Origin of the sequence: Gordonia sp. SCSIO 19800 (genome assembly GCF_018132775.1) — a bacterium.
GTDB lineage: Bacteria > Actinomycetota > Actinomycetes > Mycobacteriales > Mycobacteriaceae > Gordonia > Gordonia hongkongensis.
On the sequence record NZ_JAGRQM010000015.1, the window covers coordinates 14,294 to 39,706 of the forward strand.

Here is a 25,413-nt window from a genome sequence, read left to right on the forward strand (position 1 = left end):
TCGCCGTAGCGCCAGTCGTTGTGGGTCGCCGTCATGTAAATAACCTCACGATCAGTGCGGTGTCGTTCCTGCGCGCGGTGGACAGTGCGGCAGGAACGACACGCGGGCGGCTACGCGCTCGTTGACAGATACGTCGTGTGGGTCCGCATGCACGCCGCGAGACCTTCGGGACCGAGTTCGCGGCCTAAGCCGCTCGCTTTGATACCGCCGAATGGCGCAACGGGATCGAGCATGTAGTAGTTGACGCCTACCGTGCCGGATTCGATTTGTTCGGCGATCTTGATACCGTGAGACTCATCAGCGGTCCATACGGTGCCAGCCAATCCGTATGCGGAGTCGTTGGCGATCTGAACCGCCTGACCGATATCGTCGTATGGCATAAGAGCGAGTACCGGTCCGAATACTTCCTCTTGTGCAAGGGAACTTGACGGATCAACGTCTGAGAAAAGGGTGGGTTGGACATACCAGCCACGATCGAGGTGGGCTGGCCGACCGCCGCCGGCAACAATGTTCGCACCGTCTCTCTTGGCCTTTGCGATGTGTGCCTCCACTCGGTTGCGGTGCGCAGCGCTGACCAACGGTCCGACCTGTGTACTCGGATCAAGTGGATCACCGATGACGGCACCGTTGACGAGTCCGGCGAAGAGTTCGAGGGACTCGTCGAACCTCGTGCGAGGAACAAGAATTCGGCTATTCAGCACACAGGTCTGACCGTTATTCAGTAGCGTCGCCTGAAAAAGTCCCTCGATGTTCGCAGTGAGGTCAGCATCGTCGAGGATGATCGCTGCCGACTTTCCACCGAGCTCGAGCGTGACTGGGCGGAGTAGCTCGCCACAGGTCTTTGCGATTTGACGGCCGACGGCGGTCGATCCGGTGAACGTGACCTTATCGACGCCTGGGTGGGATACGAGGTATGAGCCAGTACTCGCCCGCCCAGGAACGATGTTAATGACTCCCGCCGGTATGTTCGCAGCAACGACCGCTTCGGCGAAAATGTAGGAATCCAAGACTGTTTCTGGGCTGGGCTTCACCACTACGGTGCAGCCGGCGGCCAACGCAGGCGCCACCTTCAGTGCAGTGACCAGGTTCGGATAGTTCCACGGCACGATCGCGGCGACCACTCCGACTGGGGCCTGGCGAACAATCGCGCGGCCACCGAGTAGGCCTGGACGTGTCTGCTCCAGTTCCGTAGTCCGAATGAGGTTCGCATAATACCGGTATACGGTCGCGGGAAGCCCGGACTCGAGCATTCCGGCGATGGCAATCGGCATCCCGTTTTGGGACGAGACCAATTCGGTGAGCTGCGGCGCACGCGCCTCCAACTCATCAGCAAACCGCTCGATCGCTGCTGCGCGCTCGTCGGGACTCCACGCCGACCAGCCGCGAGGATCGTCGAATGCACGTCGTGCCGCGGCAACCGCGGCGTCGACATCGTCCGCATCTGCTGCTGGTGCGCTTCCTATGACTTCTTCGGTGGCCGCGGACAATACCTCGATCCGCTCTGGCGCGTGGGCTGGTGACAATGTACCGCCGATGAACAGCGTGTTCTGGTCGATCATGTGTTCCTCCGTGCGTGCTTGCATCTCAGTGGCTGTGCGTGATGATCCCGCGAATGTTCTTGCCATCGAACATGTCTTGATATCCCTGATTGATATCGCTGAGTTGGTACTCGGCGGTGACAGTCTCGTCAAGCTTCAGCTGGCCGTCTCGGTACAGTCTGAGCAGCCGGTGAATATCTGCTCTCGGGTTGGCTTCGCCGAAGAGGCTTCCAGCCAAACGCTTTTGAAAGAGCGTGAACATCATCAACGGGATGGTTGCAGTGTTCTCAGTTGCCGGGGCAATACCAGTAACAACCCCGACGCCGCCTTTTCGCACCAACTCCAGCGTCTGTCCGATCATTTCGCCGGCGACAACCCCCACTGTGAGAATCGCTGAGTCGGCCATCACACCGCGGGTGAGGTCTGCAACAAGCGCAGTGGCCTCCTCGAAGCTCGTGCAGAAATGTGTTGCCCCGAGCGGTATTAACTGCTGCTTCTTTGATTCGACGATATCCACCGCGACGATATTTTCGGCGCCCGCTATTCGGGCACCTTGGATCGCGCTGGCGCCGATGCCGCCGCAGCCGATGACGACAACTGTGTCGCCCGGTTGGACCTTTGCGGTGTTGACCGCTGCCCCCCAACCTGTCGTCACTCCGCAACCGAGCAGACACGCTCGATCAAGCTGAACGTCGTCGTCGACCTTCACCACGGATTCTTGGTGGACCGTCCCATACTCAGCGAAGGTTCCCAGCAACGATAGGGCGCCGAGGTCCTTTCCACGGGCGCGGCGGCGGTAGCTGCCGTCGAGCATGGTGCCGGCGAGGATGAACGCGCCCATGTCGCAAAGATTCTGTTGCCCAGTCGAGCACCACCGGCAATGCCCGCATGCTGGCAGAAACGAGCAGACGACCTTGTCGCCGGGCTGCAGGTTCTTGATTCCCGGACCGACTTCTTCAACGACTCCTGCACCCTCGTGACCACCGACGGTGGGTACCGCGATCGGCATATCACCAGTGCGGGCGTGATCATCGGAGTGGCATAGCCCGCTCGCTTCGTAGCGGATGAGCACCTCACCTTCCTGGGGTCCGTCGAGCTCGACATCCTCGACGCTCCAGTCCTCACCGGGACCCCAGAGAACCGCTGCTTGCATTTTCATCACTTACTCCAATCGTTTAAGAAATCGGGTGTTAGCCAACCAGGGATAGTGTGCTGCGTCGCACTCATGCAGAGCGTGGATCGCAACGCCACGGGGTTGAACCAGAGCGCCACCATCGGCGGATAATTCACTGGCTGAGTTCGGCGTCTAGCTGTTCACCGGTTGTTGACGGCTTGTGTTGCGGCCCAGGCGCGCTCGTGACTACGCGCCGAGAAGTCGTCCAGCTCGGCACGGGTCAGGCCGAATCGGGCGTTCATCAGCTCCGACGACGCGCCCTGCGCCATCAGCTCGCCGCGCTCCGAATCGACGTTATAGCGGACCAGCTCGCGCGGGCTGTACTGCGGGCCGAGGGGCGCGCCCGGCCTCATCGCCGGTGGCATCGGCACCCGGGACATCGACTCGACGCCGCAGGCGATCACGAGATCGGCGCAGTCGGCCACGATCGCCTGCGCCGCGAAACTGACGGCCTGTTGTCCGGAGCCGCACTGCCGGTCCACCGTCACCGCGGGCACGGACTCGGGCAGTCCCGCGGCCAGGACCGCGTGCCGGCCGAGATTGCCGCCCTGCTCCTCGTTCTGCAGTACGCAACCGGCGATCACGTCATCGATCAGCGATGCGTCCACGCCGGTCCGATCGACCAGCGTGCGCAGTGTCTGGCCGAGCAGATCGACTGGATGCCAGTTGCGCAGCGCGCCGCCTCGCCGTCCGACCGGGGTGCGGACCGCTCCCACGATCACTGCTTCTCGAGCTGCCATGAAATCCTCCTGCTACGGTATCGATCATCGTACTATACGAATGTCCTAGAATATGAGCAAATGTACTGAAATGCGGAAATCTGTATGATGTCCATTCGAGTGGAGGTGACATGTCCAGCGGGGAGCCGATCGACAGCGATCTGACGACCAAGGCGCGCATTCGTAACGCTGCGCTGGAACTCTTTGCCGCCGAAGGGGTTTCGGCGGTATCCATGCGAGCGGTGGCGGCGCGCGCGGGTGTCGCGGTCGGACTGGTGCAGCATCATTTCAAGACCAAGGACGGCTTGCGATCGGCGGTCGAGCAGTACATCGTCGACCGCCACGCCGCGGCGATCGCGTCCGTGCCGGGCGACGGTGCTCCTGCCGAAGTGGCGGCCGCACGTGATGGGGCGGTGCGGCGCATGCTCGACGAGCACCCGGCGCTCATCGGCTACATGCGTCGCGCGCTACTCGACCCGAGCGGCGACGGCCGGTTGCTGGAACGGCTCACCGACCTATCGCGGAACCAGGTCATCGAACTGCGCACGGCAGGTGCCGCATCGACCAGCCGACCAGTCGCCGATCAGGTGGTCGGGCTGATGGTGCGGCAGCTGGGACATCTGTTCCTGCAGCCGATGATCGATGCGATGTGGGCTCAGCTCGATACCGAAAAGACGTGCAAGCCGCAACTGATCGTCCGCGCCAGCGCCAATGTCGGAGCCCCAGAAGGACTTCGCACAGCGGAGCCTTCATAGCCTAATCGGTGATAGAAGGTTGCGCTAACACGTGACTACACCTGTTGGACATCTACCGTCCAAGAGTCTGCACCGATGTCGGACAGGTCCATTTCACACCAATGGCAATATCGACCCGCGCCGGTACTGCAGGCGAAACCTGCACAATACAGTTGCCGCAGTTGGTCTTTGCGGTGGCGCTACGTCTTGGCTCAATCGGTGACTGCGACATTCCTGATTGGAGTGCTGTATGCCAGGCAGAGATCGACTACCGTTGCCGCCTGAGGTTCGGGAGCGGGTTTTCGTGAGTTGCAGCACCGCGGTCGAGTATCGGTAGCGGGTGTGCCCCAGACCCTTGCGCTGATCTGGACGCGTGTGTTCGGCATCGTCCCGGCGATTACCGGTGGCCGCCGAACGCCGCCACTGGTCAAGGCCCGATTCTTCGACGAGATCGATGCCGGCGTCAGCCCCGACCGAGACCGGCCTAGTCGCAGGGGTGTTCGGCGGCCACCGAGTGTCAGTGGGCCGCACGCGGCTGGCCGAAGCGGTCAGGGACGCTCAAGTGGTGCCACCACATTCGATTACCCCATCGCCCGCCGGGGTTCCTCGCGCGGACGCGTTGACCTGGCTCGAGCGCGTCCGGATCGAGAAACTGACCGACGCCGGCTACCGGCAGGCCCGGATACTGGGCCGTTCGCCAGCGACGATCAGCCGGGAGATGCGGCGCCGGGAAACCATCGTCAGGCCGCGACCGACGGGCCAGGGCGGCGCTGAGGCTGCGCGGCGGCGGGATTGCTGTCATCGCTTTGCGGAGGTAGTAAACAGGCGGGCGAGACTAGCTGGCCGGACTTCGCTCGAGGCCGCGGCCCCAGCGAGAGCGCATTCACCAACCAAGAGTTGGCGGCGTTGATGGAAACGCCCGGGGTGAGTGTCGTCGTCGATCCGGAGACTCTTGCCGATATGAAGGCTGCTGCGGACTCGACGATCCAGACCAAGGTCGACCTACTGCAGCAGTGCACACGACCTACACATGACGATGGACGGCGAGTCCGGCTGCACTACAACGCGACGCCGGTACAGATCTGCGGCGACGGCCAGGTCGACTCAATCACCTTCCATGCGCCAGACGGCCAGGAAACAATCACCGCTGCAGGCCTCGTGATTCCGTCAATCGGCTACGCCGCAACATCGATCGCAGGACTGCCATTCGACGCGGCCACCAACACCGTGCCAAACGATGGCGGACGGGTGCTGCAAGACGACGACACCGTGATGGATGGCATCTACGTGACCGGTTGGATACGACGAGGGTCGACCGGCGGGATAGGCATGAACAAACTCGACGCGCGGGAGGTAGCAAGGGCGGTGATCGACGACTTCCAGGCCAGGCCAATTCACACACCGCGCGAGGGTTACCGCGAGGACCTCGTCTCGCTGCTCGACGGCCGCGGAACACAACCAATCGGGCTGGACGGCTGGCAACGGATCAACAACGCCGAACTGGACGCCGGACACGCTCTCGGCAGGGCACGCCTGAAACTGATCGCCCGCGCCGAGATGCACAGGATCGCTTCCGCAGAGTAGGCCACCGTAACCAAGAACTGAAAGATTGCCCACCAGATCACGGCAACACGCTGTCCGGCTGCTTGATACTTAGTCACCACGAGTCCCTGATGTCCGCTCCCGATGGGCACGATGCCGCGTGCTCCGTCGACGTAGGCGTAGTCGACGCGGTCGATCAGGGAGCCCCGCCAGGACATGTCGGCGATGTCTATCTGGACTGACGAGTCGGAAAGACTTCAGATCACTCAAATCGGCGTTCCGACGCGGAATCCCGAAGCTCGAATCCCCATTCCGTATGGGATCGTGTGGTGGACGTCAGGCTTGTACACCGTCACCGCGTGATGGCTGTCTTCCTCAAGTCGCCATGCGTCGACGGGGTCGGTTGAACTCTGAAACCTACTCCGATACGTCGGTCTATCTTCGATGTTGTTCAGTTTCCTCACGCATTCGTGACTAGTGGAGATGCCGGTGGAAGGCCTGACCGCATTCCTTCATCGACGAGACCATGAAATAGACAGCTGCACGGCAGTGTTCGATGATTACGTAAGAGGTGCCGGACATGGCCGAGAGGTGTTGTTAGCGACTTGCGAGATTCCAACTGGATCTCACATCTCTGTCCTCCACCACTTCGGTACCGCTCGCATTTGGAGTAACAGTATTGGGGCCTCCCTGGGCTTGGGCGCTTGGCCACACCGAAGGGCCCTGGTGCCTACGGTGAGGACGGGGTATTCGACGGATTCGAAACATGCGCACGAGGATGTTTCACGAAAGTGCATCTAGCGTGACAACATTCAGCATGGGCGAACGCAGGCTGGAGTTTCCGACGAATCCGGAACCGATGCTATGACGGATCAAGGGGTGGGTGTGGTGGGTGTGGGGGCGCGTTGGTGGAGTCTTGACATTCATGCGCACTCCCCGGCGTCATTTGATTACGGCGGTATCGCCGACGTGAGGAGCAGCGCTCCGAAGCCAACCTTCAAGGAGTGGATTCAAGCCTATATCGACGCCGGCGTGGATGGCATCGTCGTCACCGATCACAACACTCATGAAGGTATCGAGCAAGCGCGTGATGCGCTGGCCGATCTTAAGGCCGAGAATCCAGGACTCAGGCCGTTCGTCATCTTCCCGGGTGTCGAGGTGACGGTGACTAATGGGACTCACGTTCTCGCGATCTTCGATCCCCAGAGCCCAGCCGAGGTTGTCAACCAGACGCTGACGTTGTGCCAGTACAAGGGCACCCGGGGAGGCAGTGACCAAACGGCCGATGTGACGGTTGCAACTGCGGCGAAGATCGTCAACGAGCTAGGTGGACTGTTCGTACCTGCTCATGCAGACAAGAAGCAGGGTGTTTTCGGGATCGATCCACGCGACTTGGCCGTCCTGCGTGAAAGTCCTCACATTCACGCCGTTGAGGTGATCGATGATAGTGCGCTGAGCACTGCCGACGCCTCAGGCTGGGTGCCGCTCCTAGGTTCCGACGCACACCATCTCACCACTGGGTCTCACTCAGACCCGGACTCTGCTAAGGCACCCGGCACGCACCTCACCCTCGTCAAGGCAGAACGCCTCGACCTTGAGGGTCTGCGCTTGGCGCTTACAGATCCGCTCGAGTCGATCCGGCGGTGCCGCAAGGACTACGACGATCCGAACGACGTTGACCACGGCTATATCCGTTCGCTCGAGGTGAGCCACGGAGGAGCCACCGAAACGTACCAGTTCGGCCCGTGGATGAATTGCCTCATCGGCGGCCGCGGTGTGGGCAAGTCAACTGTCATCGAGCTCCTCCGGCTCGCGCTCGGCCGGACAAGCGAATTGCCAAAAGGCATTGCCGGTGATCTAGTTAGATTTGATCCCGTCGTCGAGTCGGATCATCGGTGGTGGACCAGCGAGACTCGAATCACCGTCGAGTACGTCAGAGACGGACGCTCATTGAAGGTGACGTGGGCCGGGTCTGATCCAACGCAATCGAAGATCGAGCTTTGGGACGGATCCCAATGGCAGCCACAGGCTGGGCGTGTGTCCGACCGGGTGCCGGTTCGCGTGTTCAGTCAAAAGCAGATCTATGAGCTGGCATCAGAGCCGCAGAGCTTCCTGACCATCCTCGATGATATGCCGCAGATTCGGCGACCAGAGTGGGACGAGGAGTATGAATCGCTCCAGCTGAAGTTTAAGGCTGAGCGAAACAAGCTGCGGCAGTTGCTCGCCGAGTTGGAGAAGGCCGACCGCATTCGAGGCGAGCTGGAAGAGGTGCGGGGTCGTCTGCGCCATCTCGAGCAGCTCAAGGCAAGTGATGAATACCAGGAACTCGAGGCGCTTGAGAGCAGACTCCGGCTATCCGCGTCAGCGGAGGAACTGGCGACCGAGATTGAACTCGGAGCGAACAAACAGTCGACAGCGTTGCGCGGACTTACGTCCGGGCTCCTGAACGTCGAGGAACACTCCGATCGCGCCGCGTCGTTCATTCGTGCAGCGCAGCTCCTGGAAAAGGCGTCAGAAGTGTTGAGGTCCGCGAGGTCAGAGTGGGAGGTACGACCTACTCGTCAGCAGTGGGAAGCACGAGTTACTGAGCTCAATGCGTGGCTGAGTGACCAGGGTGGGTCGTCGCATGCAACTCCAGAGCAGACGACTTCCTGTCACTCGGGTGGTTGTTCTACAACCTTTGGAAGCACGAAGGGTTCACGTGTATTGAGCCTGAATTCTTCGCTCGATACGCCGCTCCACCAGCGGCCGTCGACTTCCTGATGGACCATTGCACGGTGTCGCTCGCAGACCTGCGCGCACAGCTGGCGCAGGAACGATCCGAGAATGCGTCGCTGTGGACTCGGTACAAGCTGCAACAGACCCCGTTTGTGCGTATCGACGACGGCACACTGCTGCCTATCAGATTTCAGTACGTGATCCAGCGCATCTTCGGAGACCATCTCTACCTCGAGACCGAACACATGTTGCGTGCGACCGACTCGAAGAAGGCCGACCACTACGCGGAGGCAATGCGGAACATCTTCGAGGAACGCGTTGGCGAGGTCCTCCAACGCATCTGTACCTACGACGAATCGGGGGAGACAGTCCTTGTTGACGAAGCCGAGATGAAGCGAGTCTGGCGAACGAAAAAGTCGACGCTGCCGAAGATCTGCGACTTCGCACTCTTCCGTGGGCACGGTTGCATTCTGATCGACGCCAACATGCGTAACTTGCCCCAACCGTTCGCGGAAGGTGAGGCGACGATCGAATCGCTGCAACTCGAGATCGAGCAGCGGTTCACGACAACCAAGTTCCGACAGCTACTCAGCACCGTCGAACTCTTCATGAACCGAGGCTGGAACAGGCTGCGTACGGCGGTCACTGGCCGCACCAGATTCGTCCCGATCGTGGTTGTTCCCGACGCGGGAATCCCGGGCGACATCGCGGTCGAGAACGCTGTGTACACCAGAGCATTCGGCCTGGTAGTCAAGTACAACGAGAATCCCAACATCACCAAAGTCCACGTGCCAGCAATTCTCACCTGGCGTGACCTACTCAGACTCGATGGACTAGCCGAACGCGGCGTCGACATCTTTGTCCTGCTCAAACGCTGGCGCGACATTGACGCTCTGGGTCGGTTCGGGCGTGAGCAACTACCTGTGCCGTTGAGTGAGTTCCTAGATCGTCGATACCCGGACTCACCGATGAGTCAGCGTGAGCACCGGCGAGGATGGGACCTGTTTGAGCACCTTCGTTCCCACGTAGAGCAACACGCGATCGCGGCTGCTCCCGCGGCCCTTCGCCAGACGGTGGCAGCAGAGTTCGCGCACCAACGACGCCAGCTGCCGACATTCGACAACCGACACGAGTTCACCGAGCGCGATGGCCGCGCCATGAGGATCACCAACAGTTCATCGGATTGCGATTGAGGAAACGATAACGGCCACAACAGATCCGCTGTTGGCTTGCGGTGTGGCGGCTACGGTAGCCACTCAAGAAGCGGTAAATATACTGCCTCACAATCACTTTCACTCGTCCTAGTTCGCGCCGATAATCTACCTTATGTCAAGTAAGGCACTGCATATTGCATCAGATGCATCACCTCGGCTGTCGGATGATACCCTACTTGAGACTTGGCCACCCTAGTTGAGACTCGGTGACACTGACATGAGACTCAGCACTCGCCCACCTGCCGCTATCCGGTACCAACTCCCAAATTGGTGTCACTCAATCGGAATTGCCACAACACCGGGATGGTCATTTACTATACGTAGCGAAAGCTATCCAGCATTTGCTACGTCCTGAATGGCGGTTCCGCACTCGAACCTCCGATAACCCAGCCATAGCGCCGCGCAGTCCCGGCCAACTCCACCAGAATGTGGTGCATGCGCATCTCCCTCAAAGGGCGCCCACGGAAAGACTCGCAGGAGGACTCAGCCGCGGGTCACCGTGCCGACACGACTCACGCCCGACGGGTGGTGCAAGACCGCTTGTCAGGCTCTGGCTGCAACAGGTGAACGAAACGCAGGGAGGCCAGGACCGGTGATCTGGTGGACGCAGCCGGGCAGTCCTGGCGTGGGTACCCTCTCATAGACTTCATTGCCACCGGCGACGAGAGGGGTAGGCCTTGGGTGACTTGCACGTGGCGCAGATCAGGCGACGGTTACAGGACACGACCTACCCACACATCGATGTATCAGATCTCAGCAAGCACGGTGACGACTTCGTCGAACAAGCGCGACTGACTCGGGCACTCGCGGCATTCGTACTCACCAAAGTGGCAAGCCTCAGCGTTGAGGACGCTGCGTCGTGCGTGACGGACGGCCCGAACGACAACGGCGTCGACGCTATCGCGTTCGTCGACTCGGACCCTCCACGTCTCTACCTGATCCAGTCGAAATGGACAGACGCCGGGAACGGCGGCGGCGCGACGCTCGACGAGATGATGAAGTTCCAGAAGGGACTGTCGGACCTCGTGACCATGAACTGGGAGCGCTTCAACGAGAAGGTGGCCGCGCGCGTCCCGGAGCTGGACAACGCCCTTCTGAATACTGACCTGCGCATCGAGGTCATCTTCGTGACGATGGGGACACCACAAGTGGCCCCGGCTGTGGCCGGCCATATGGACGACTACATCGCCACACTCAACGATCCGACCGAGGTCGCTCTGTTCACATACCTGAACCAGGGCGCCCTCTACAAGCTTCTCGTCGACGAGACCCTCTCGGCACAAATCGATCTCACCGTCGAGCTGTCGGATTGGGGACGGCTGGAAGGGCCTCCGGATGCCGTGTACGGCCATGTCGGCGGCGCGGAAGTAGCGGGCTGGCTACGCGAGCATGGACCTCACCTGTTCGACCGCAACGTGCGGCTCGTGCTATCGAACTCGGAAGTCAACGCTTCCGTCTTGGAGACGATAGAGGAATCCCCCGATCGCTTCTGGTACTTGAACAATGGCGTCACGGCGCTGTGCGAGTCAATTGACAAGGCCCCCGCCGGCGGCACTGAGCGGCGTCAGGGAACGTTCGGACTAAAGGGCATCAGCATCGTCAACGGAGCGCAGACGGTGGGAACGCTCGCACGCGCCCTGCGGCAGGGGAAGCAGCAGGAACTCGACGCAGTGCGTGTCATGGTGCGGTTCATATCGCTGGAATCCGCGCCCGACGACTTCGGCAAGCGCGTCACGCGGGCAACGAACACCCAGAACGTAATCGGCGGTCGCGACTTTGTCGGTCTCGACCCTGAGCAGACGCGTCTACGGGACGACTTCTCGGTCGACGGCCTGACCTACGCGATCCGCAGCGGCGAGCAACGCCCGGACCCCGACAAAGGGTGCGAATTCACCGAAGCCGCAGTGGCCCTGGCATGCGCCCATTCATCGGGACTCGCCACTCAGGCGAAGCGCGAGGTGAGCCGGCTGTGGGACGACACATCGAAGGCGCCCTACAAGGCCCTGTTCAACGCCAGCACTACGTATCTGCGGATGTGGCGTTCCGTTCAGATCCTTCGCGCTGTCGAGACGGAACTTGAGCGGTTGAGGGTGAGGGATGGACTTGGAACTCGGGAACGAGGTTACGCAGTTCACGGGAACCGCCTCGTCGCTCACGTCGTGTTCGCAGAGCTGGACCTGAGCAGAATCGAAGATCCTGCGGCCAACTGGGGGGTTGTTGTCGCCCGAGTTCCCGAGCTGGCAGCGAGAGCTTTACACCTAATCACGGAGAAGGGTGAGGTGGAGTATGGCGGCTACACCGCGAGCCTGTTCAAGAACGCAACCAAAACCGATCGTCTCGCCACGCTCACGCTCGAAGCACTTAGCTGACATCCATTGCGCATCGAATGTTGAGTCTCAATTCGATCTGTCTCTGAGAACGCGTCTCGTTCGCGTGCTTCCGTTGTACCCGGTCTCAAGTAGCTGTCATTAGTGTCAGTTCTGCTGTCATCCAACAATCTCACCCCGCCTTGTCACCAATCACCACACCGCGATCTCGTCAGCGACCGCCACAAACTCCAATAGGTGGCTGTGAACAAGCCTGTCTCAACTACCAGTCATTTGTCTCGAGTTGACTGTCATCCGACATCCGGTGTCGCTCATGGGTCTACTGTCGGATGACAACGCAGTTGAGGCTAACCTGGAGTACTTCATCGCGGTCGACCGGGCGGCAAACACTAATCGGGAAGCCGACTATGCCAACGAGATTGAGACTCGACACAAGCGGCCTAAGGCTACGGTTCCCGCATTTCTCGCAATAGCCCGAGATTGTGGCGGGCAATAAGCGTGTCGGGGTGATCAGCCCCAAGCACCCTCACCCGGTCGGCCAACACCGCCTCATAGTCGTCGATCGCCCCGGCCACATCCCCCGACTCCCCGCGCCAGGCAGCGAGATTGCCCCGAGTGGTCAAGGTGTCGGGGTGATCAGCCCCAAGCACCCTCACCTGGTCGGCCAACAACACCTCAAAGTCGGCGATCGCCCCGGCCACATCCCCCGACTCCCCGCGCCAGGCCGCGAGATTGTGGCGGGCGCCCAGCGTCTCGGGGTGATCAGCCCCAAGCACCCTCACCCGGTCAGCCAACAGCACCTCGTAGTCGGCGATCGCCCCGGCCACATCCCCCGACTCCCCGCGCAAGGCCGCGAGATTATGGCGGGCGCCCAGCGTCTCGGGGTGATCAGCCCCAAGCACCCTCACCCGGTCGGCCAACACCACCTCAAAGTCGGCGATCGCCCCGGCCACATCCCCCGACTCCCCGCGCCAGGCAGCGAGATTGCCCCGAGTGGTCAAGGTGGCGGGGTGATCAGCCCCAAGCACCCTCAAACGGTCAGCCAACACCGCCTCATAGTCGGCGATCGCCCCGGCCACATCCCCCGACTCCCCGCGCCAGGCAGCGAGATTGCCCCGAGTGATCAAGGTGTCGGGGTGATCAGCCCCAAGCACCCTCACCTGGTTAGCCAATACCGCCTCATAGTCGTCGATCGCCCCGGCCACATCCCCCGACACCCCGCGCCAGGCAGCGAGATTGCCCCGAGTGGTCAAGGTGTCGGGGTGATCGGCCCCAAGCACCCTTAATCGGTCGGCCAACACCACCTCAAAGTCGTCGATCGCCCCGGCCACATCCCCCGACTCCCCGCGCCAGGCAGCGAGATTGTGGCGGGCGCCCAGCGTCTCGGGGTGATCAGCCCCAAGCACCCTCAAACGGTCAGCCAACACCACCTCAAAGTCGTCGATCGCCCCGGCCACATCCCCCGACTCCCCGCGCCAGGCAGCGAGATTATGGCGGGCGCCCAGCGTCTCGGGGTGATCAGCCCCAAGCACCCTCAAACGGTCAGCCAACACCACCTCATAGTCGTCGATCGCCCCGGCCACATCCCCCGACTCCCCGCGCCAGGCAGCGAGATTGCCCCGAGTGGTCAAGGTGTCGGGGTGATCAGCCCCAAGCACCCTCACCTGGTCGGCCAACAACACCTCAAAGTCGTCGATCGCCCCGGCCACATCCCCCGACCTCCCGCGCCAGGCAGCGAGATAGTGGCGGGCAGTCAGAGCGTCGGGGTGCTCAGCCCCGAGCTCGTTGATTAAGGCCGGTACCCACGCAATCCACCAGCTTCGGTTGTCGGCCGCCCGATGGGTCTCAGCGCGCTTGATTGCCTTCAAAGCGGCTCGCGAGTCGCCCGCGGCAAGGAGGTGGCGTGGTGCGGAGATTCGGGCGTACGCAGCGCTGGAAGCAGGTGCGTCACCTGTGCTTTCCAGCGCCTCGAGGGTTCGCGCGAGGGCTGCATGGGCATCCTCTGCGGTGATCGCGGCGTTCTGAAGGGCCGCGTGAAGTGGTTCAGCTAGAGCGGCGTGGGCTAGTCCGACTGATTCCGCCGGCAGGCCCGGGCGACTACGGGCAAACAGCGCTCCCGATACGGCAATCAAGTCGCGGACAGTTGACTCGGTTGCGTCAGCGCCGAGGTCTTGTGTCGCGGCGGTGAGGACTTGCAGCGGGAGCACTGGACCGGCACCGCCTGCCTCAATAAGTCTGGTGACTGTCATAAGTGTCGACTGGCTTCGCGCCAGACCGACGGCCTGCTCGAACCGCATACGAACGAGACGCGCAAGGTCGGCGTTGCGCAAATCAACCTGAGAGTCAGCTAGTTCAGATATCAAGCGCGCCACCAGCCAGCCACCATCGGCCGGCCCGATTAAGGCCGCCACATCCCGCGCGGCCCAGGCTGAGACAGGGACGGCGCGGGCAAGGTCAGCGGGGGCGGGCGGCGCGACTCGGATGGTCTGAATACGGTCATCGGTCAGCATTGTGTCGGTCAGCAGTGTTACTGCTTTGTCACTGGGGGAAGGCGCTCTGCGGCTGGCGATGACGCGGACGTGTCGACAATTCTCATCGCGGATAAGCATGAGAATTGCTGCCTCTACAAGCCACCGACTGCCCGTCTCGGGTTGGTCCAGGCCATCGACGAGGAGGCGGATCTTGCGACCTCGGCGCTCACACTGCTGCAACGGCATCACCAGCTTTCGATCGAAGAAGGGCACGTCCTCATCGTCGGCCACGTCCGCAGCCACCCGGTCGCTGGCCTCGGAGAACCCCGGTATCCTTTCGCGCAGTTGGCTACTCCACTCGTCGGCGAGTGACTCCAGTGTGCTGGTGTTATCTAAGAAGGCGACGGCGGACATGTAGTGGGAATTGATCTCAAGATCCTCGACGAGTTCGGGCCGAACCAAGACTGATAGCAAGGTGGACTTGCCGCAGCCAGCGGGCCCTTCAACGATCCTTAACGAACTCGTGTCCGCATCGAGAATCTCTCCAAGAACCTCACGTAAAGAAACCGTGACGATAACGTGGCGGGTCAGATGATCGATGACTCCGGCCGCGACACTGCCAGCGGCCGCATCACGACGGCGTGCCTTGTTGGGGACCAGCCACAGGCCGGGGTCTCCCACCTCGACCCATTGACCGTTGAACGATAGGTGCTGGGAGTCCTGTCCTCGGCACTGGGCGACATGAGGTTTCACGTCGGCGCACAGAAGATACTCCCCGCTCTGTGCGACGCCCGAGTCGAACGTCTCGACCAGGGTCCGGGTGAAACACCCGTCATAGGCGCTGCTATCGCCGGAGGCGACCATCACCTCCATACGACCACCAATCTCCTGCATGATCTCGACCCAGCGGCGAGCCGCACCCGAGACCCCTTCCCCCGCTTCGCAAGCATCGACCAGCACGATCAAACCGTCCAGAGACGAATGCTTCAGCAGCTGCTCCCGAATCCCTTGGGCGAGATGATAACCGGTATCTGAATCCGGATCAGCGGGCGAATCGGCGGCGAGAAGATAGAAGTCTTCGTTCGCGGTGGTCAGTCCGTGACCGATAAAGGCTATGAGCAGTGTCGCATGTGCCTCATTCGCCGCCGCGAATGCAGCCTTCACGGTCGATTTCAGCGTCGAAATGTCGGGATGGCACTGAGCACCGTTGAGGTTCGGAACTGCCGGCGTCCACCCACCCGCCACGGTCAGTCGATGATACAGGCCTGCCGCAAGACCACCGAAGTTCAACTCCTTCTTGAACACGGCACAATCGGACCCGATCACCAACGCCATCCGCCCACTCACATCAGACATGATGGACCGTGAACGGCATCCCGGCGAGCGATTCGGGCGGCCGTGTCCCCTGATGGAGGAGAAGACACGTGGCGGCAATCGTGCTGGTTCATGGCATCGGCCAGGAGCAACTGTCGGCAGACACACTCGAAAAACATTGGGTACCCGACCTTGTGGGTGGGATCCGCAAGACCCACCCCGAGCTAGCCGACCGGATCGGCCCGGCGGGAGACGTCGGGGTCCGCATGGCCTTCTACGGCGACAGGTTTCTGCGCCAGGGTGCCCAGGGTGTCCGCGACAGCACCGGACTAAGCGACGCCGAGCTCGAGCTCATGGAGCACCTCGCCGAAGCCTGGCTACATACCGCTGCCGAACACGCGCCCGACCCCCGGGACCGGCGAGAAGCCGTCAACGAGCTGCATCGTCTTGACCGCGGCGAGGCGGGTGCCCAGGGACCCAAAGCGGTACTGCGGCCGGCCATGAACGGGCTCGCCCGCATTCGCTGGCTGGCCCCCGTCGGAGTTGGGGTGGCCGGCAGGTTCGTCTGGCGGGCACTGACCCAGGTCAGTCGCTACCTCGCCGACGACACCATCCGAAGCTTCGCCCAGCAGCAGGTCCTCGACGCTATCGGTCCCGACACCCGCATCGTGATCGGGCACTCTCTGGGTTCTGTCGTGGCCTATGAAGCCTTACACCACACCACCCAGCCGACCGCCCTGCTGACCCTGGGATCTCCCCTTGGGCTACGCACCGTCATCTACGACAGACTCCAGCCTCAACCGCCTCACGTTCCGAAACTAGTGACCCGATGGGACAACCTCGTCGACGTCGATGACCTGGTCGCCGCACACCTCGATCTCGCGCCCTACTTCCCACCCGCACCAGGGGCGACCGTCACCCCGCACACCAACTCGACCCTGGACAACGGCGCTCAGCCACACGACGCCACCCACTACCTCACCAAGAAAGCAACCGGCCTGATCGTCGCCGCCGCACTGAGCGGCCGGTAACGGCCTCGCAACTGCCGACCGGTCGGCCTAATCGAGGGCCGCCGATAAAGTTACGTCCACCCGCCTACGGATGAAACGGACCCAGCCGTGACCGGCTTAGCGGACCGTGCGTGCGCGACTTGCTCGCTATAGACCTGCGACCAGCCGTTCGACCTTCTGCCCCTCAGCAGCCGAGAGACCTTCGTTGATCTGGACGACCACCAGGGCGTTCGGTGACCCGTATCGATGCGGGCCAGCGAGTGCCGCAGCCTCGTCATACGCGGCGACTGTCTTGGTGTAGATCTTGCGGTCCGAGAACACGAGGATCTGGCCAGATTCGCCGGGCACCGAGGGCAACTCGAACTCGTACTTCTCGGTAGCGCCGATGCCGAGACTCATCAGCCGACTGAATTGGAGGGCTCATTTAGTGGCTGTCGCAGTAGGAGTCGGCATCGAGACTCGCTGGTAGGAATGGTCCGAGATCGCCACGATGAATCAATTAGTGTGGCTTCCTTGCGATTATCAGCTGCGTGACGCGGATGGCACCGAATGCCGCGCGGTAGGCAAGGGTATCGCACCGCCCCTCGGCTGGATTCGGACCGACAACGGCGAGCCCCATATTCCGCGTTTGCCAGCTCAGGTCATCACGTAGGTTGGACTATCACAGCAGCAGGCAGCCGCGCAGAGCCTCGGCCTCCACGTAGGTCAGGCAAGAAACTGGGCGCCTCATCGGTCGCTGACATCGACTGCGAGATCCCGTGCGGCCACCGGGTGTCGCCGCACGGTCCGCTGTCATTGACGTTCTGCGTGATCGTAAGCAACCGGGTCGATCGGTCAGACGACATCACTGTCGCCCAGGTCCCAACGGTATTGCAGCGCAGTCAGCGTGCCGGCGTCTGGGTCGAACGGCATGATAAGCACCTCGCCGGCCTCCTGGTCTACGATCCCGTCGCTGGCGAATCGCATTCCTGACCAGATACCAATGACACAGCTTCCGCGGTGCCGTCGGGCGTGCTCGACCTCGCCACGAGTCAGGAGCACCGCGTCTCCGTTGCTCTGCGTGCCCTTCGCTTCCAGATAGAGCGTTTGTCTTCCTTTGGTGGCGACAGCGTCATAAGGCCCGTCGTAGCGGGTGTCGCGCACCACCCATCCCTCGTCTCGGTAGTGCTCCATGAGCCAGTCCTGGGCTGCGTCCTCGATGGCTTTGCGTCTGGCGGCGTCGACGAGCCTCCCCTGCCCCTCTCCTGGTGGGCGAGTGTGGCCGACGTGCTCTGACCACCTCGCTTGGAGGTCAACGACCACTTCGGGTTGGATCTCCGTCCCGCTGGCCATCGGGGTCCAATTCTGCACGGGAAACTCATCCTGGAGTTGGTCAGTCCGCAACATGTTGTCGGGTTCGACGAGTCGGTCCCACAGGACATCGACGTAGTTGGCCATTGCGCCGGTGTTATCCCAGTGCGCGTCGGTGTAAATGATTTCGTCGTGAACTTCCGACGGGTCGGCGAAGTTGACAGCCTCGCCACTGCCGATAAGACCTCGACCTCTCGTCCCCTGACGCAGCAGAAACACCCGGTCACCGCGGCGGATTCCCGTCCTTCTGCTGCCGGTCGACCACCGACCATCGACCATGTGTCCTTCCCGAGTGGTCAGAACACAATCGCGGTAGTCGGCCCAGTCCGAGCTATCGGGATTCCAGGTGAGCAGGAATGCGCGATGCCCCGCAACAGATTCCGAGCTCTCCTCAGTTTCAGGATCCGCGACGTAGTTGATGGCGTTACGACCGCGGTGGACCGCGGGCTGATCGACGAGGAGGTCGTACAGGGGATCAGCAGAGGTGAGCGGTTCACCGATTAACGCGATCTTGGTGGCTTTGGGGCCAGGGTCGGAGACCCGTTCGTAGCCCTTGATCTTGAAGGCCGCCACTGTCCGGTCATCGTGAACGAACGTCGCGTACGTCTCCTCGGCAATCCTCGCCTCGTTGAGGTCCCACCGCCCGCGGTTGTGCTGCCACAATTCCCCGTCGCCGGCGGACGGGTCGAAACCGCACCATGACCTATTTAATGAATCAGATGCGATCTGCTCGGGTGTGTGATCGATTCGGTCGCTCAATCGGATTTGGATCACCATGCCGCCGAGTCTCTCAGACGTGCAGGCGCTGCGGCTCGCAGTTCTATCGGCTGCTACGTGGCACGGCTCGGATCATGGCAATCATTGCCCCCGAAAACGTTCGCTATCGACGACCCGCGACCGGCCGCAGCGGTGCTGCACATCTACTTCGGCGACCCCATACCCTTGCACCGGCGCCGTCTTCGACAGCTGCGACTCCACCGACTCCGACGTCTACACTGCCATGACCTCGGCCACCGGCTTCCCTAGTTGCAGACTCGCTGTTGCTTGTTGCGTCGCTTCCTGGCCCGATTAGACCGGTCATCAGCGACACCTGAAGCTGACGGATGGACTGCCTCATGAACTCGACGTCGTCGGCATGCACACGTCCAAGGGTGTTCTCCGTGTTATCTGCGAAAACCGAGGTAGGAGACCGCACGTACACCCTCGTAGCCGTCCATGCCTGTTCGGACCACCGCCTGAGTTCTGAGTTCGAAGGCGGATGGCGGGTCCGCTTCATACCGAATACTGTCTAGCACCGTTGAGGACCAGACTGTGTAAAAACATCAGCTTCCACGAAGAGCCACGCGGGTCGTGCCGCTGCTATTGTTCCAGCTCATGACGGACCCCGGCACGCAGCCCGACCTTCACCCGGGCGAGAAAACTATGATGTTGAGGCTAGGAATTGTAGCGGCTGCAGCTGCACTCGTAGGCTCGCTAATTGGTGGGTCAGCGACCGTCGGAGCGGTCTGGTGGCAGACGAGCAAGGCCGAGGAGGAATCGGTCGAGCAATTCCGGCGAGACAAGCTGGGTGACAAATACTCGGACCTGCTCGCCGACCTTGAGCAGATGGCCGATCGCTTGAACGACTGGGAATGGTGTGCTGGTTTCGACCGGGAGGACATAGCAAACGGCACTAATGCTGACCGGATTGCGCGCTGCAAAGCGGACGCCTCAAATGGGCGTGAGCTGGGCAATCATGCGTTGAACCTTAAAGACGAGATAAGTTTCGCCTCCCCTGCGGCGGTCAATTTCGCCTGGAATGCAATTGCAACCTACAACGGCGCATACACCAGCCTGGTCGAGGTTATTCCAATTCTGGGCTCGGTACCATCTGATTTAAACCGAGAGCTCGAACAATCGAGCACAAAGTTTGCACAGCAAGAGTTTCGTTCTCGGTTCGAGTTAATTAGAGAACTAGGCCTCCCCTCCTCGTAGTGTCGCGGTCGCCCCCCCGCGAGGTGATGCATCCTGGTACAGGATTACAGGCAGAACGGTGACGAAGGACATCCAAGAGCTGTTGCAAGCACAAGTCCAACGCGCACGCGAGACGGAGGGTAAGGCAGCCAGATCCACGTCCTCGAGGACAGCGAACTGGTGCTATTGCTCATCGCTGCTCGAATGCGCTGCGCACGGCGACGAGCCTCAGCCGCTCCCCTCTGGTCCGCGGAAGCTGAACTACGGTTTGAGTCGAGACTCCTTCGAGGCTGGCCATTGCATGCTCGCCTACCTCCACGTTCTCGATGTCATCTCCGACTTCCAGCGCTCGGCCGACGGAAAGGTTGATGGATTCAGCGATCGAGGTGCACAACCCCACCTTCTGCGGTTCCACCCCGAGGCCCTCGACCGACCCGCATTTCCGATCCTTACGACGACCATCAGAGAACAGATCGCCAAATCTGAGGGGTGAATGGCCTGGACACTGCAATCCTGCATGAGTGTCGGCCGTGTAGGACTGCGCCCCGCTAACCGATGCGGTTGCGGGGCGCAGTACGTATCAGGGCGTGGGGTCACCAGGTGAGCTGCGGCTGTTTCGTCGGCGCCTGGTAGGTGTCGAACTGCCAGCCCTTGAAGCCCGGTGCGCAGGCTGTTGCGCCGAGGTTGGGGTTCTGCGTGAGGATTGTGTTGCGCCACGCGGTGCATTCCACGACACCGCTGTAGGTGTAGGTGTTCGCCTGCGCGGGTGCCGCGGTGAGACCGCCGACGAGCGCGGATGCGCCGATTCCGGCGGCGACGACACCGGCAAAGACGACGGCGCGCACCTTGTTGGTGATGTTCATACTGATCTCCTTTGGCAACCTTTTTTACTGCGATTGATCAAGAGCGAGGTTCAATGAACCAGGGTTCGGAACAGGGACGGTCTGGTCGAGGACGAGGGACCACCGTTGCCTGTCACCGGAAACCGCTCAACGTTCGTGCGGGCGCCGAGTCCCTGCCTGAGGGGAGAGTCCGACGCCCGTACAGCCGATTCCGGGTGGAGTCGCTATCTGACTTCGAAGTGCGGATCGTCGGGGAGGCTGGACCATTCTCCGCCCCAAACGATTTGACCGCCCATGCTGGCTAGCTTGGCGCGGATCTTTCCGGTTTGCTCGGGGGTGAAGGTGCCCGAGAAGCCCTGCCCGCCATGGATTTCGAGGTTGAGGTCAACGGCGGTGCCGCTGCCGTGGTTGGAGTAGGCCGTATTTGTCGGCGGGACGAGTGCCGGTTCGGCCCATGACCAGTCGTCACCGTTGCCGAGAGTGATGGGCTCGACGTTGGCGTCGAACCAGGTGACGAACTCGCGGAGCAGTTCGGTGGGCTTACCGGGGGCGGTCCAGAAATTGACCCCGTTGACGGCCCATTGGGTGGTTTGGACCTGAGTGATGAGCGGGTACCCATTCTGGGAGGCCCCGGCGGCGGCAGTGCCGGCGCCGAGGATCGACGCGCACCCGACGGCAAGCGCCGAACCGGCGACCAGGAGATGGGTGCGGAGGCTGCGGGTGGGCAGCGTGGAGCGAGAGTGACTGGACGGCATCAGTCAACCTTTCGATTCGATTCGATTGTGAACCTGCGATTCTCAACAGACCCGTACCGACGGCAACCAGCAGGGATCTGCAGCAGAGAACCTATCGCAGACAGTACCCGTGAACTGTCCACCTCAAGGTCTGCGACCGCGGACTATCCGTATACCGGCGAGTCGAAGAGTCCGGGAGTACGTCAGTTTTCGCGCTGTGAAGTCCCTGGCGACCGACCGCTTGTGGCGGGTTAGGCTACGCGCGTGACCATGCCACCACCTGGTCCTGGCCATCCCGGTTACGGGTTCCAGGGCCCGCCCGGACAGCCCGGGCAGCATCCGCCAAACGCCGGTTTTCCGGGACGGGGAGTCCCGTACGGAGCGCCTGCACCCTATCCGGGAGGTGTGTGCCCGCCGCATCCCGGTGGTCGGCCACCGAAGAAGAGCCGCAGGGGATTATGGCTGTTAGCCGGGCTCTTCGGGTTCGCGACGGTGCTCGCCTTGATGATCGCGGTGAGCGTGGCCCTCGAGGACCCCAGCGACTTCGAAAACAACGTCGCTGACACCACCGAGGTGAGGGTGGGTGACTGTCTGACGGTAGGCGAACTCGCCGGGGAGCTCGAGATCGAGACAGTGGACTGCAGCTACCGAGGGTTTCATTACGCAGTCGCGGAACGGGTGCAGACCCGAAACGGTTGTGGCATCGACTACGCCGCGTTCTGGTACGAGGAACGCCCGTACGCCGGCGCCCGCCCACGCATCGAGGAAGTACTGTGCCTCGCCCAGGTGTACCAGCGGGGGCTCTGCTACTCCGAACCGCCAACGGATGTGTCAAACCCGTTAGCCAAGGTCAACGAGGTCGACTGTTCGCGGGTGACGCTGGTTCCGGGCGGTACGAACTACTTCAAGGTCGAGACCAAGGTGGCCGCGGCTCCGGAATGCACAGAGGGACAGGTCGAGTACTTCGCCGCGAAGCCGACACCGGCTGGATACTGCTTGACGTACTTCGAGCCTTAGACCATCTGCCGCACGGCTAGTACTAAGTCGCAGAACTCTCTGCGCCGCGATCATCATGCACGGGCGGCCGGCGCGAAGATCGGAGGTTCCACTGCCAGTCGGGGAACTCGGTTTCGAGCTGGGTGATCCGGTCGAGCGAGAGCCGGTGTCGTCGGTACTCGGTGCGGCGTTTGGCCACCCAGGCGCCGATCGGGAATCCGTCGATCGTTGCATCGCGGGGTGGCGAGCTGGTGCCGTGTGCGGCGGCGTAGCGGTGCAGGTGGTCCAGGCCCACGTGGAACGGTGCACGTGTCCGCAGGGTCCACTGCCAGTCGGGGAACTCGGCTTCGATCTGACGGGCGTGTCCAGGTGGCATTTGTCCGGCCCGGTACTCGGCGCGGCGGCTGGCGACCCAGGTACCGATCGGGAATCCGTCGACGACGTCATGGCGGCGGGCGTTGCTGGTGCCGTGGAGGGCGACGTAGCGACGCAGATGGGTCAGGCCGGCGGTGAAGCTCATCCGGGCGTTGGTCTTCCACTGCCAGTCCGGGAATTCGGACTCGAGTTGCGCGATCCGCTCCGCGGGCAAGACGCCTCGGCGATAGTCGGTGCGGCGGGTGTTGACCCATCGGCCTATCGGGAAGCCGTCGATGACGTCCCGCTGGCGCGGGCTGCTGGTGCCGTGCACGGCGACGTACCGATGTAGCTGGGCGATACCCTCATCGAATCGGCTGGTCACAGTCCTAGTGTGCCTGTCGCCGGCGGGCGGGTCGACCACCCACCCGGAGTTCTCTCCACGACCATCGAGGGGGTCGCTGGTGGACAATCCCTCTGGTGTCTAGCTGTCACACGGTATGGGATCTATACTGGGGTCAAGAGGTGATCACCATGACAGCAGCGCATCCCCGGCCGGATCTGGCCGCCTACGCCGAAGCGGCCCGTATGTCGCAGCCCGAACTCGTGGCTGCGTTGCGCGATCTGCTCGGCGCGAAACTCGTGGCCTACCTGGGGCGGGTGAGCGAGACCCGGGCGGTGCGGCAGTGGGCGGAGGGCACCCGCACCATCGCCAACCCCGACGACGTTGAACGGCTCCGGATCGCCTACCGCGCCGCCCGCCTGATCACCGAACGCGACACCCCCGCCGTCGCACAAGCGTGGTTTCAGGGCCTCAACCCGGTCCTCGACGACCGGGCGCCGGCGTTGCTGTTGCGCGACGGCGAGCTCGCTGACGTCGGCCCCCAGGTGCTCAACGCTGCCCGCCAGTTCGCCGCGGTGGGATGAACCAACCCCGCACGTCGACGATCGGCACCCTGCACGGCCCGATCACCACCAGCACCCAGACCGTCACGCCTATCTATCGGGTCGGGTACGCGCCGAGTCCCTGGGAGTGGACGCCGTGGGAGTACGCCACCGACGGCCGCTTCGCCGGCCGGTGGGATGACCCCGACGGGGTGTGGCGCACCCTGTACTGCGCCGACACTCCCCTGGCCTGCTACCTCGAAGTCCTCGCCTTCGCCCGACCCAGCCCGCAACTGATCGCCGAGCTCGACGACATCGTCGTCGACGAGGAAGACGAGCAGGACCATCCCACGCTGCCGCCCGGGCGCGTCCCGCGATCGTGGTGTGAGGCAAGGATGCTCGGCCACGCCACCCTGACCGGACGGTTTGCGGTGCCCGCTGCTCCGGACAGCCTCGCCACCCTGCGAACGGTGTTTCGTCCGCTCGCGATCCGCTACGGGCTCGATGACCTCGATACCGCCGCGTTGCGGGACGGCCGGCCCCGCGGGCTCACCCAGGCCATTTCCCGCTGGATCTACGCCCTCACCGACCACGGACACGCAGCGGTCGACGGGATCGAGTTCGACTCCCGCCACGGCGACCAGCTGCGCATGTGGGCGCTCTACGAACGCGCTGCCGACCCCGACATCAGCCCCAACATCGACGTTGTCGACCACTGCCCCATCGACGCCGCGGATCCACACCTGGCCCGCGCCCTGACCCTCCTCGGACTCGAGTGGACCCCCGCATAGACCGACCTGAAACAGGCTGTCCCGCAACGTCGAACAAGCACGAGGCGGGCTCGACCAGCCGTGGTAATGCCTACGACCGACTCTTCGACACCGGGATCGCCCACCTGCACCGCTACGCCGCCATGCATGGTTCCAGCTCACCTCCCCGCGGCGCGACGATCGACGGGTTCGCGATCGGTCAGTGGGTCGTCAACCGCCGTGCCGAGTACCGGCGGGGCCATCTGACGGCCGAGCGGATCGACCGCCTCGAAACCGAGTTCCCCGGCTGGGTGTGGAATGTGCGTGACGCGATGTTCGACGTCGGCCTGACCCATCTGCGCCGTTTTGCAGCTGTCCACGGCACGAGCAACGCTGGAGAAGGCGATGTGGTCGACGGTTTCGAGATCGGTACCTGGGTCGCGTCCCGTCGCGCCGACTACCGCAGAGGCCGATTGTCGGCGGCGCGGATCCGCCGCATCGAAACCGAGTTCCCGGACTGGCAGTGGCTGCCTCAGGACGAAGCCTTTGCGGCCGCGTTCGAGACCGGACTGTCCCATCTGCGCCGCTACGTCGCCGCCCACGGGACCAGCCAGGTCCCTCAGCGAGATGTGATCGACGGGTTCCCTATCGGTACCTGGGTCGCCACGCGCCGCGCCGACTACCGCAGAGGCCGATTGTCGGCCGAGCGGATCCGCCGCATCGAAACCGAGTTCCCGGACTGGCGGTGGACGGTACGACCCGCCGCCACGAAAAGCAGGCGGTGACACC

General features: G+C 62.5%; 20 protein-coding genes and 1 pseudogene. 12 read left to right on the forward strand and 9 right to left on the reverse strand.

The genetic code is table 11. The annotated features are described in order from the left end of the window. Positions 1–110: 110 nt before the first annotated feature. The 3 genes and pseudogenes from KB201_RS16560 to KB201_RS16570 form a co-directional block, all read right to left on the reverse strand. On the reverse strand, positions 111–1,559 hold the full coding sequence (locus KB201_RS16560) for an aldehyde dehydrogenase (protein ID WP_182374527.1): 1,449 nt from the start codon (positions 1,557–1,559) through the stop codon (positions 111–113). Positions 1,560–1,584: 25 nt separating this feature from the next. Next, positions 1,585–2,697: an NDMA-dependent alcohol dehydrogenase gene (locus tag KB201_RS16565; RefSeq protein WP_182374528.1), complete on the reverse strand. Its 1,113-nt coding sequence runs from the start codon at positions 2,695–2,697 to the stop codon at positions 1,585–1,587. 170 nt (positions 2,698–2,867) lie between these two features. Continuing rightward, positions 2,868–3,452: pseudogene (locus KB201_RS16570) on the reverse strand (steroid 3-ketoacyl-CoA thiolase); the annotation flags it as partial. A gap of 110 nt (positions 3,453–3,562) precedes the next feature. On the opposite strand from KB201_RS16570, the gene KB201_RS16575 reads away from it, so the two are divergent. The 6 genes from KB201_RS16575 to KB201_RS16600 all read left to right on the forward strand — a co-directional run bounded on the left by KB201_RS16575 (position 3,563) and on the right by KB201_RS16600 (position 12,008). Then, positions 3,563–4,186 carry a TetR/AcrR family transcriptional regulator gene (locus KB201_RS16575; RefSeq protein ID WP_182374529.1) on the forward strand — a complete coding sequence of 208 codons (624 nt, stop codon included), beginning with the start codon at positions 3,563–3,565 and terminating at the stop codon, positions 4,184–4,186. 433 nt (positions 4,187–4,619) lie between these two features. Continuing rightward, entirely contained in the window at positions 4,620–5,075 is a 456-nt protein-coding gene (locus KB201_RS25265; RefSeq protein WP_350339598.1) for a helix-turn-helix domain-containing protein, read from the forward strand. 14 nt (positions 5,076–5,089) lie between these two features. Then, positions 5,090–5,749 carry a hypothetical protein gene (locus KB201_RS16585; RefSeq protein ID WP_182374531.1) on the forward strand — a complete coding sequence of 220 codons (660 nt, stop codon included), beginning with the start codon at positions 5,090–5,092 and terminating at the stop codon, positions 5,747–5,749. An 837-nt stretch (positions 5,750–6,586) separates the two neighbouring features. After that, positions 6,587–8,470, forward strand: coding sequence for an AAA family ATPase (locus tag KB201_RS25085; protein ID WP_258325137.1), 1,884 nt, complete (start codon positions 6,587–6,589; stop codon positions 8,468–8,470). A 107-nt stretch (positions 8,471–8,577) separates the two neighbouring features. After that, positions 8,578–9,618 (forward strand): hypothetical protein, encoded by a 1,041-nt coding sequence (locus tag KB201_RS16595; RefSeq protein WP_182374533.1) that lies wholly within the window; start codon positions 8,578–8,580, stop codon positions 9,616–9,618. Positions 9,619–10,331: 713 nt separating this feature from the next. Continuing rightward, positions 10,332–12,008, forward strand: coding sequence for an AIPR family protein (locus tag KB201_RS16600; protein WP_211539840.1), 1,677 nt, complete (start codon positions 10,332–10,334; stop codon positions 12,006–12,008). Positions 12,009–12,412: 404 nt separating this feature from the next. Here the strand turns inward: KB201_RS16600 and KB201_RS25195 are convergent, their stop codons facing one another. Further along, positions 12,413–15,742 carry a tetratricopeptide repeat protein gene (locus tag KB201_RS25195; RefSeq protein ID WP_211539841.1) on the reverse strand — a complete coding sequence of 1,110 codons (3,330 nt, stop codon included), beginning with the start codon at positions 15,740–15,742 and terminating at the stop codon, positions 12,413–12,415. Between the two features lie 119 nt (positions 15,743–15,861). Here KB201_RS25195 and KB201_RS16610 point away from each other — a divergent pair, with 119 nt between their 5' ends. After that, entirely contained in the window at positions 15,862–16,782 is a 921-nt protein-coding gene (locus KB201_RS16610) for a hypothetical protein (RefSeq protein ID WP_211539842.1), read from the forward strand. 126 nt (positions 16,783–16,908) lie between these two features. Here KB201_RS16610 and KB201_RS16615 read toward each other — a convergent pair whose 3' ends face one another. Together KB201_RS16615 and KB201_RS16620 are read right to left on the reverse strand one after the other, a co-directional pair. Further along, positions 16,909–17,160, reverse strand: coding sequence for a hypothetical protein (locus KB201_RS16615; protein ID WP_211539843.1), 252 nt, complete (start codon positions 17,158–17,160; stop codon positions 16,909–16,911). Positions 17,161–17,595: 435 nt separating this feature from the next. Beyond that, positions 17,596–18,888: a protein NO VEIN domain-containing protein gene (locus tag KB201_RS16620; protein WP_211539844.1), complete on the reverse strand. Its 1,293-nt coding sequence runs from the start codon at positions 18,886–18,888 to the stop codon at positions 17,596–17,598. A gap of 597 nt (positions 18,889–19,485) precedes the next feature. On the opposite strand from KB201_RS16620, the gene KB201_RS16625 reads away from it, so the two are divergent. Further along, positions 19,486–20,085 (forward strand): hypothetical protein, encoded by a 600-nt coding sequence (locus KB201_RS16625; RefSeq protein ID WP_211539846.1) that lies wholly within the window; start codon positions 19,486–19,488, stop codon positions 20,083–20,085. A 572-nt stretch (positions 20,086–20,657) separates the two neighbouring features. On the opposite strand, the gene KB201_RS16630 is transcribed toward KB201_RS16625, so the two are convergent. Continuing rightward, positions 20,658–20,927 carry a hypothetical protein gene (locus KB201_RS16630; RefSeq protein ID WP_211539847.1) on the reverse strand — a complete coding sequence of 90 codons (270 nt, stop codon included), beginning with the start codon at positions 20,925–20,927 and terminating at the stop codon, positions 20,658–20,660. Positions 20,928–21,130: 203 nt separating this feature from the next. Beyond that, positions 21,131–21,661 carry a M15 family metallopeptidase gene (locus KB201_RS16635; protein WP_211539849.1) on the reverse strand — a complete coding sequence of 177 codons (531 nt, stop codon included), beginning with the start codon at positions 21,659–21,661 and terminating at the stop codon, positions 21,131–21,133. Positions 21,662–22,141: 480 nt separating this feature from the next. On the opposite strand from KB201_RS16635, the gene KB201_RS16640 reads away from it, so the two are divergent. After that, a complete protein-coding gene (locus tag KB201_RS16640; RefSeq protein WP_211539851.1) occupies positions 22,142–22,657 on the forward strand; it encodes a hypothetical protein in 516 nt (171 codons plus the stop codon). Between the two features lie 22 nt (positions 22,658–22,679). On the opposite strand, the gene KB201_RS16645 is transcribed toward KB201_RS16640, so the two are convergent. Next, entirely contained in the window at positions 22,680–23,375 is a 696-nt protein-coding gene (locus KB201_RS16645; protein ID WP_211539853.1) for a helicase associated domain-containing protein, read from the reverse strand. Positions 23,376–23,524: 149 nt separating this feature from the next. On the opposite strand from KB201_RS16645, the gene KB201_RS16650 reads away from it, so the two are divergent. The 3 genes from KB201_RS16650 to KB201_RS16660 are packed head-to-tail and all read left to right on the forward strand — an operon-like array spanning position 23,525 to position 25,409. Beyond that, entirely contained in the window at positions 23,525–23,917 is a 393-nt protein-coding gene (locus KB201_RS16650; protein ID WP_058253264.1) for a hypothetical protein, read from the forward strand. After that, entirely contained in the window at positions 23,914–24,666 is a 753-nt protein-coding gene (locus KB201_RS16655) for an RES domain-containing protein (protein ID WP_211539855.1), read from the forward strand. Before KB201_RS16650 ends, KB201_RS16655 begins: the two co-directional genes overlap by 4 nt. Further along, entirely contained in the window at positions 24,651–25,409 is a 759-nt protein-coding gene (locus KB201_RS16660) for a helicase associated domain-containing protein (RefSeq protein WP_211539857.1), read from the forward strand. The genes KB201_RS16655 and KB201_RS16660 overlap by 16 nt, the downstream gene beginning before the upstream one ends. The last annotated feature ends 4 nt before the right edge of the window (positions 25,410–25,413 follow it).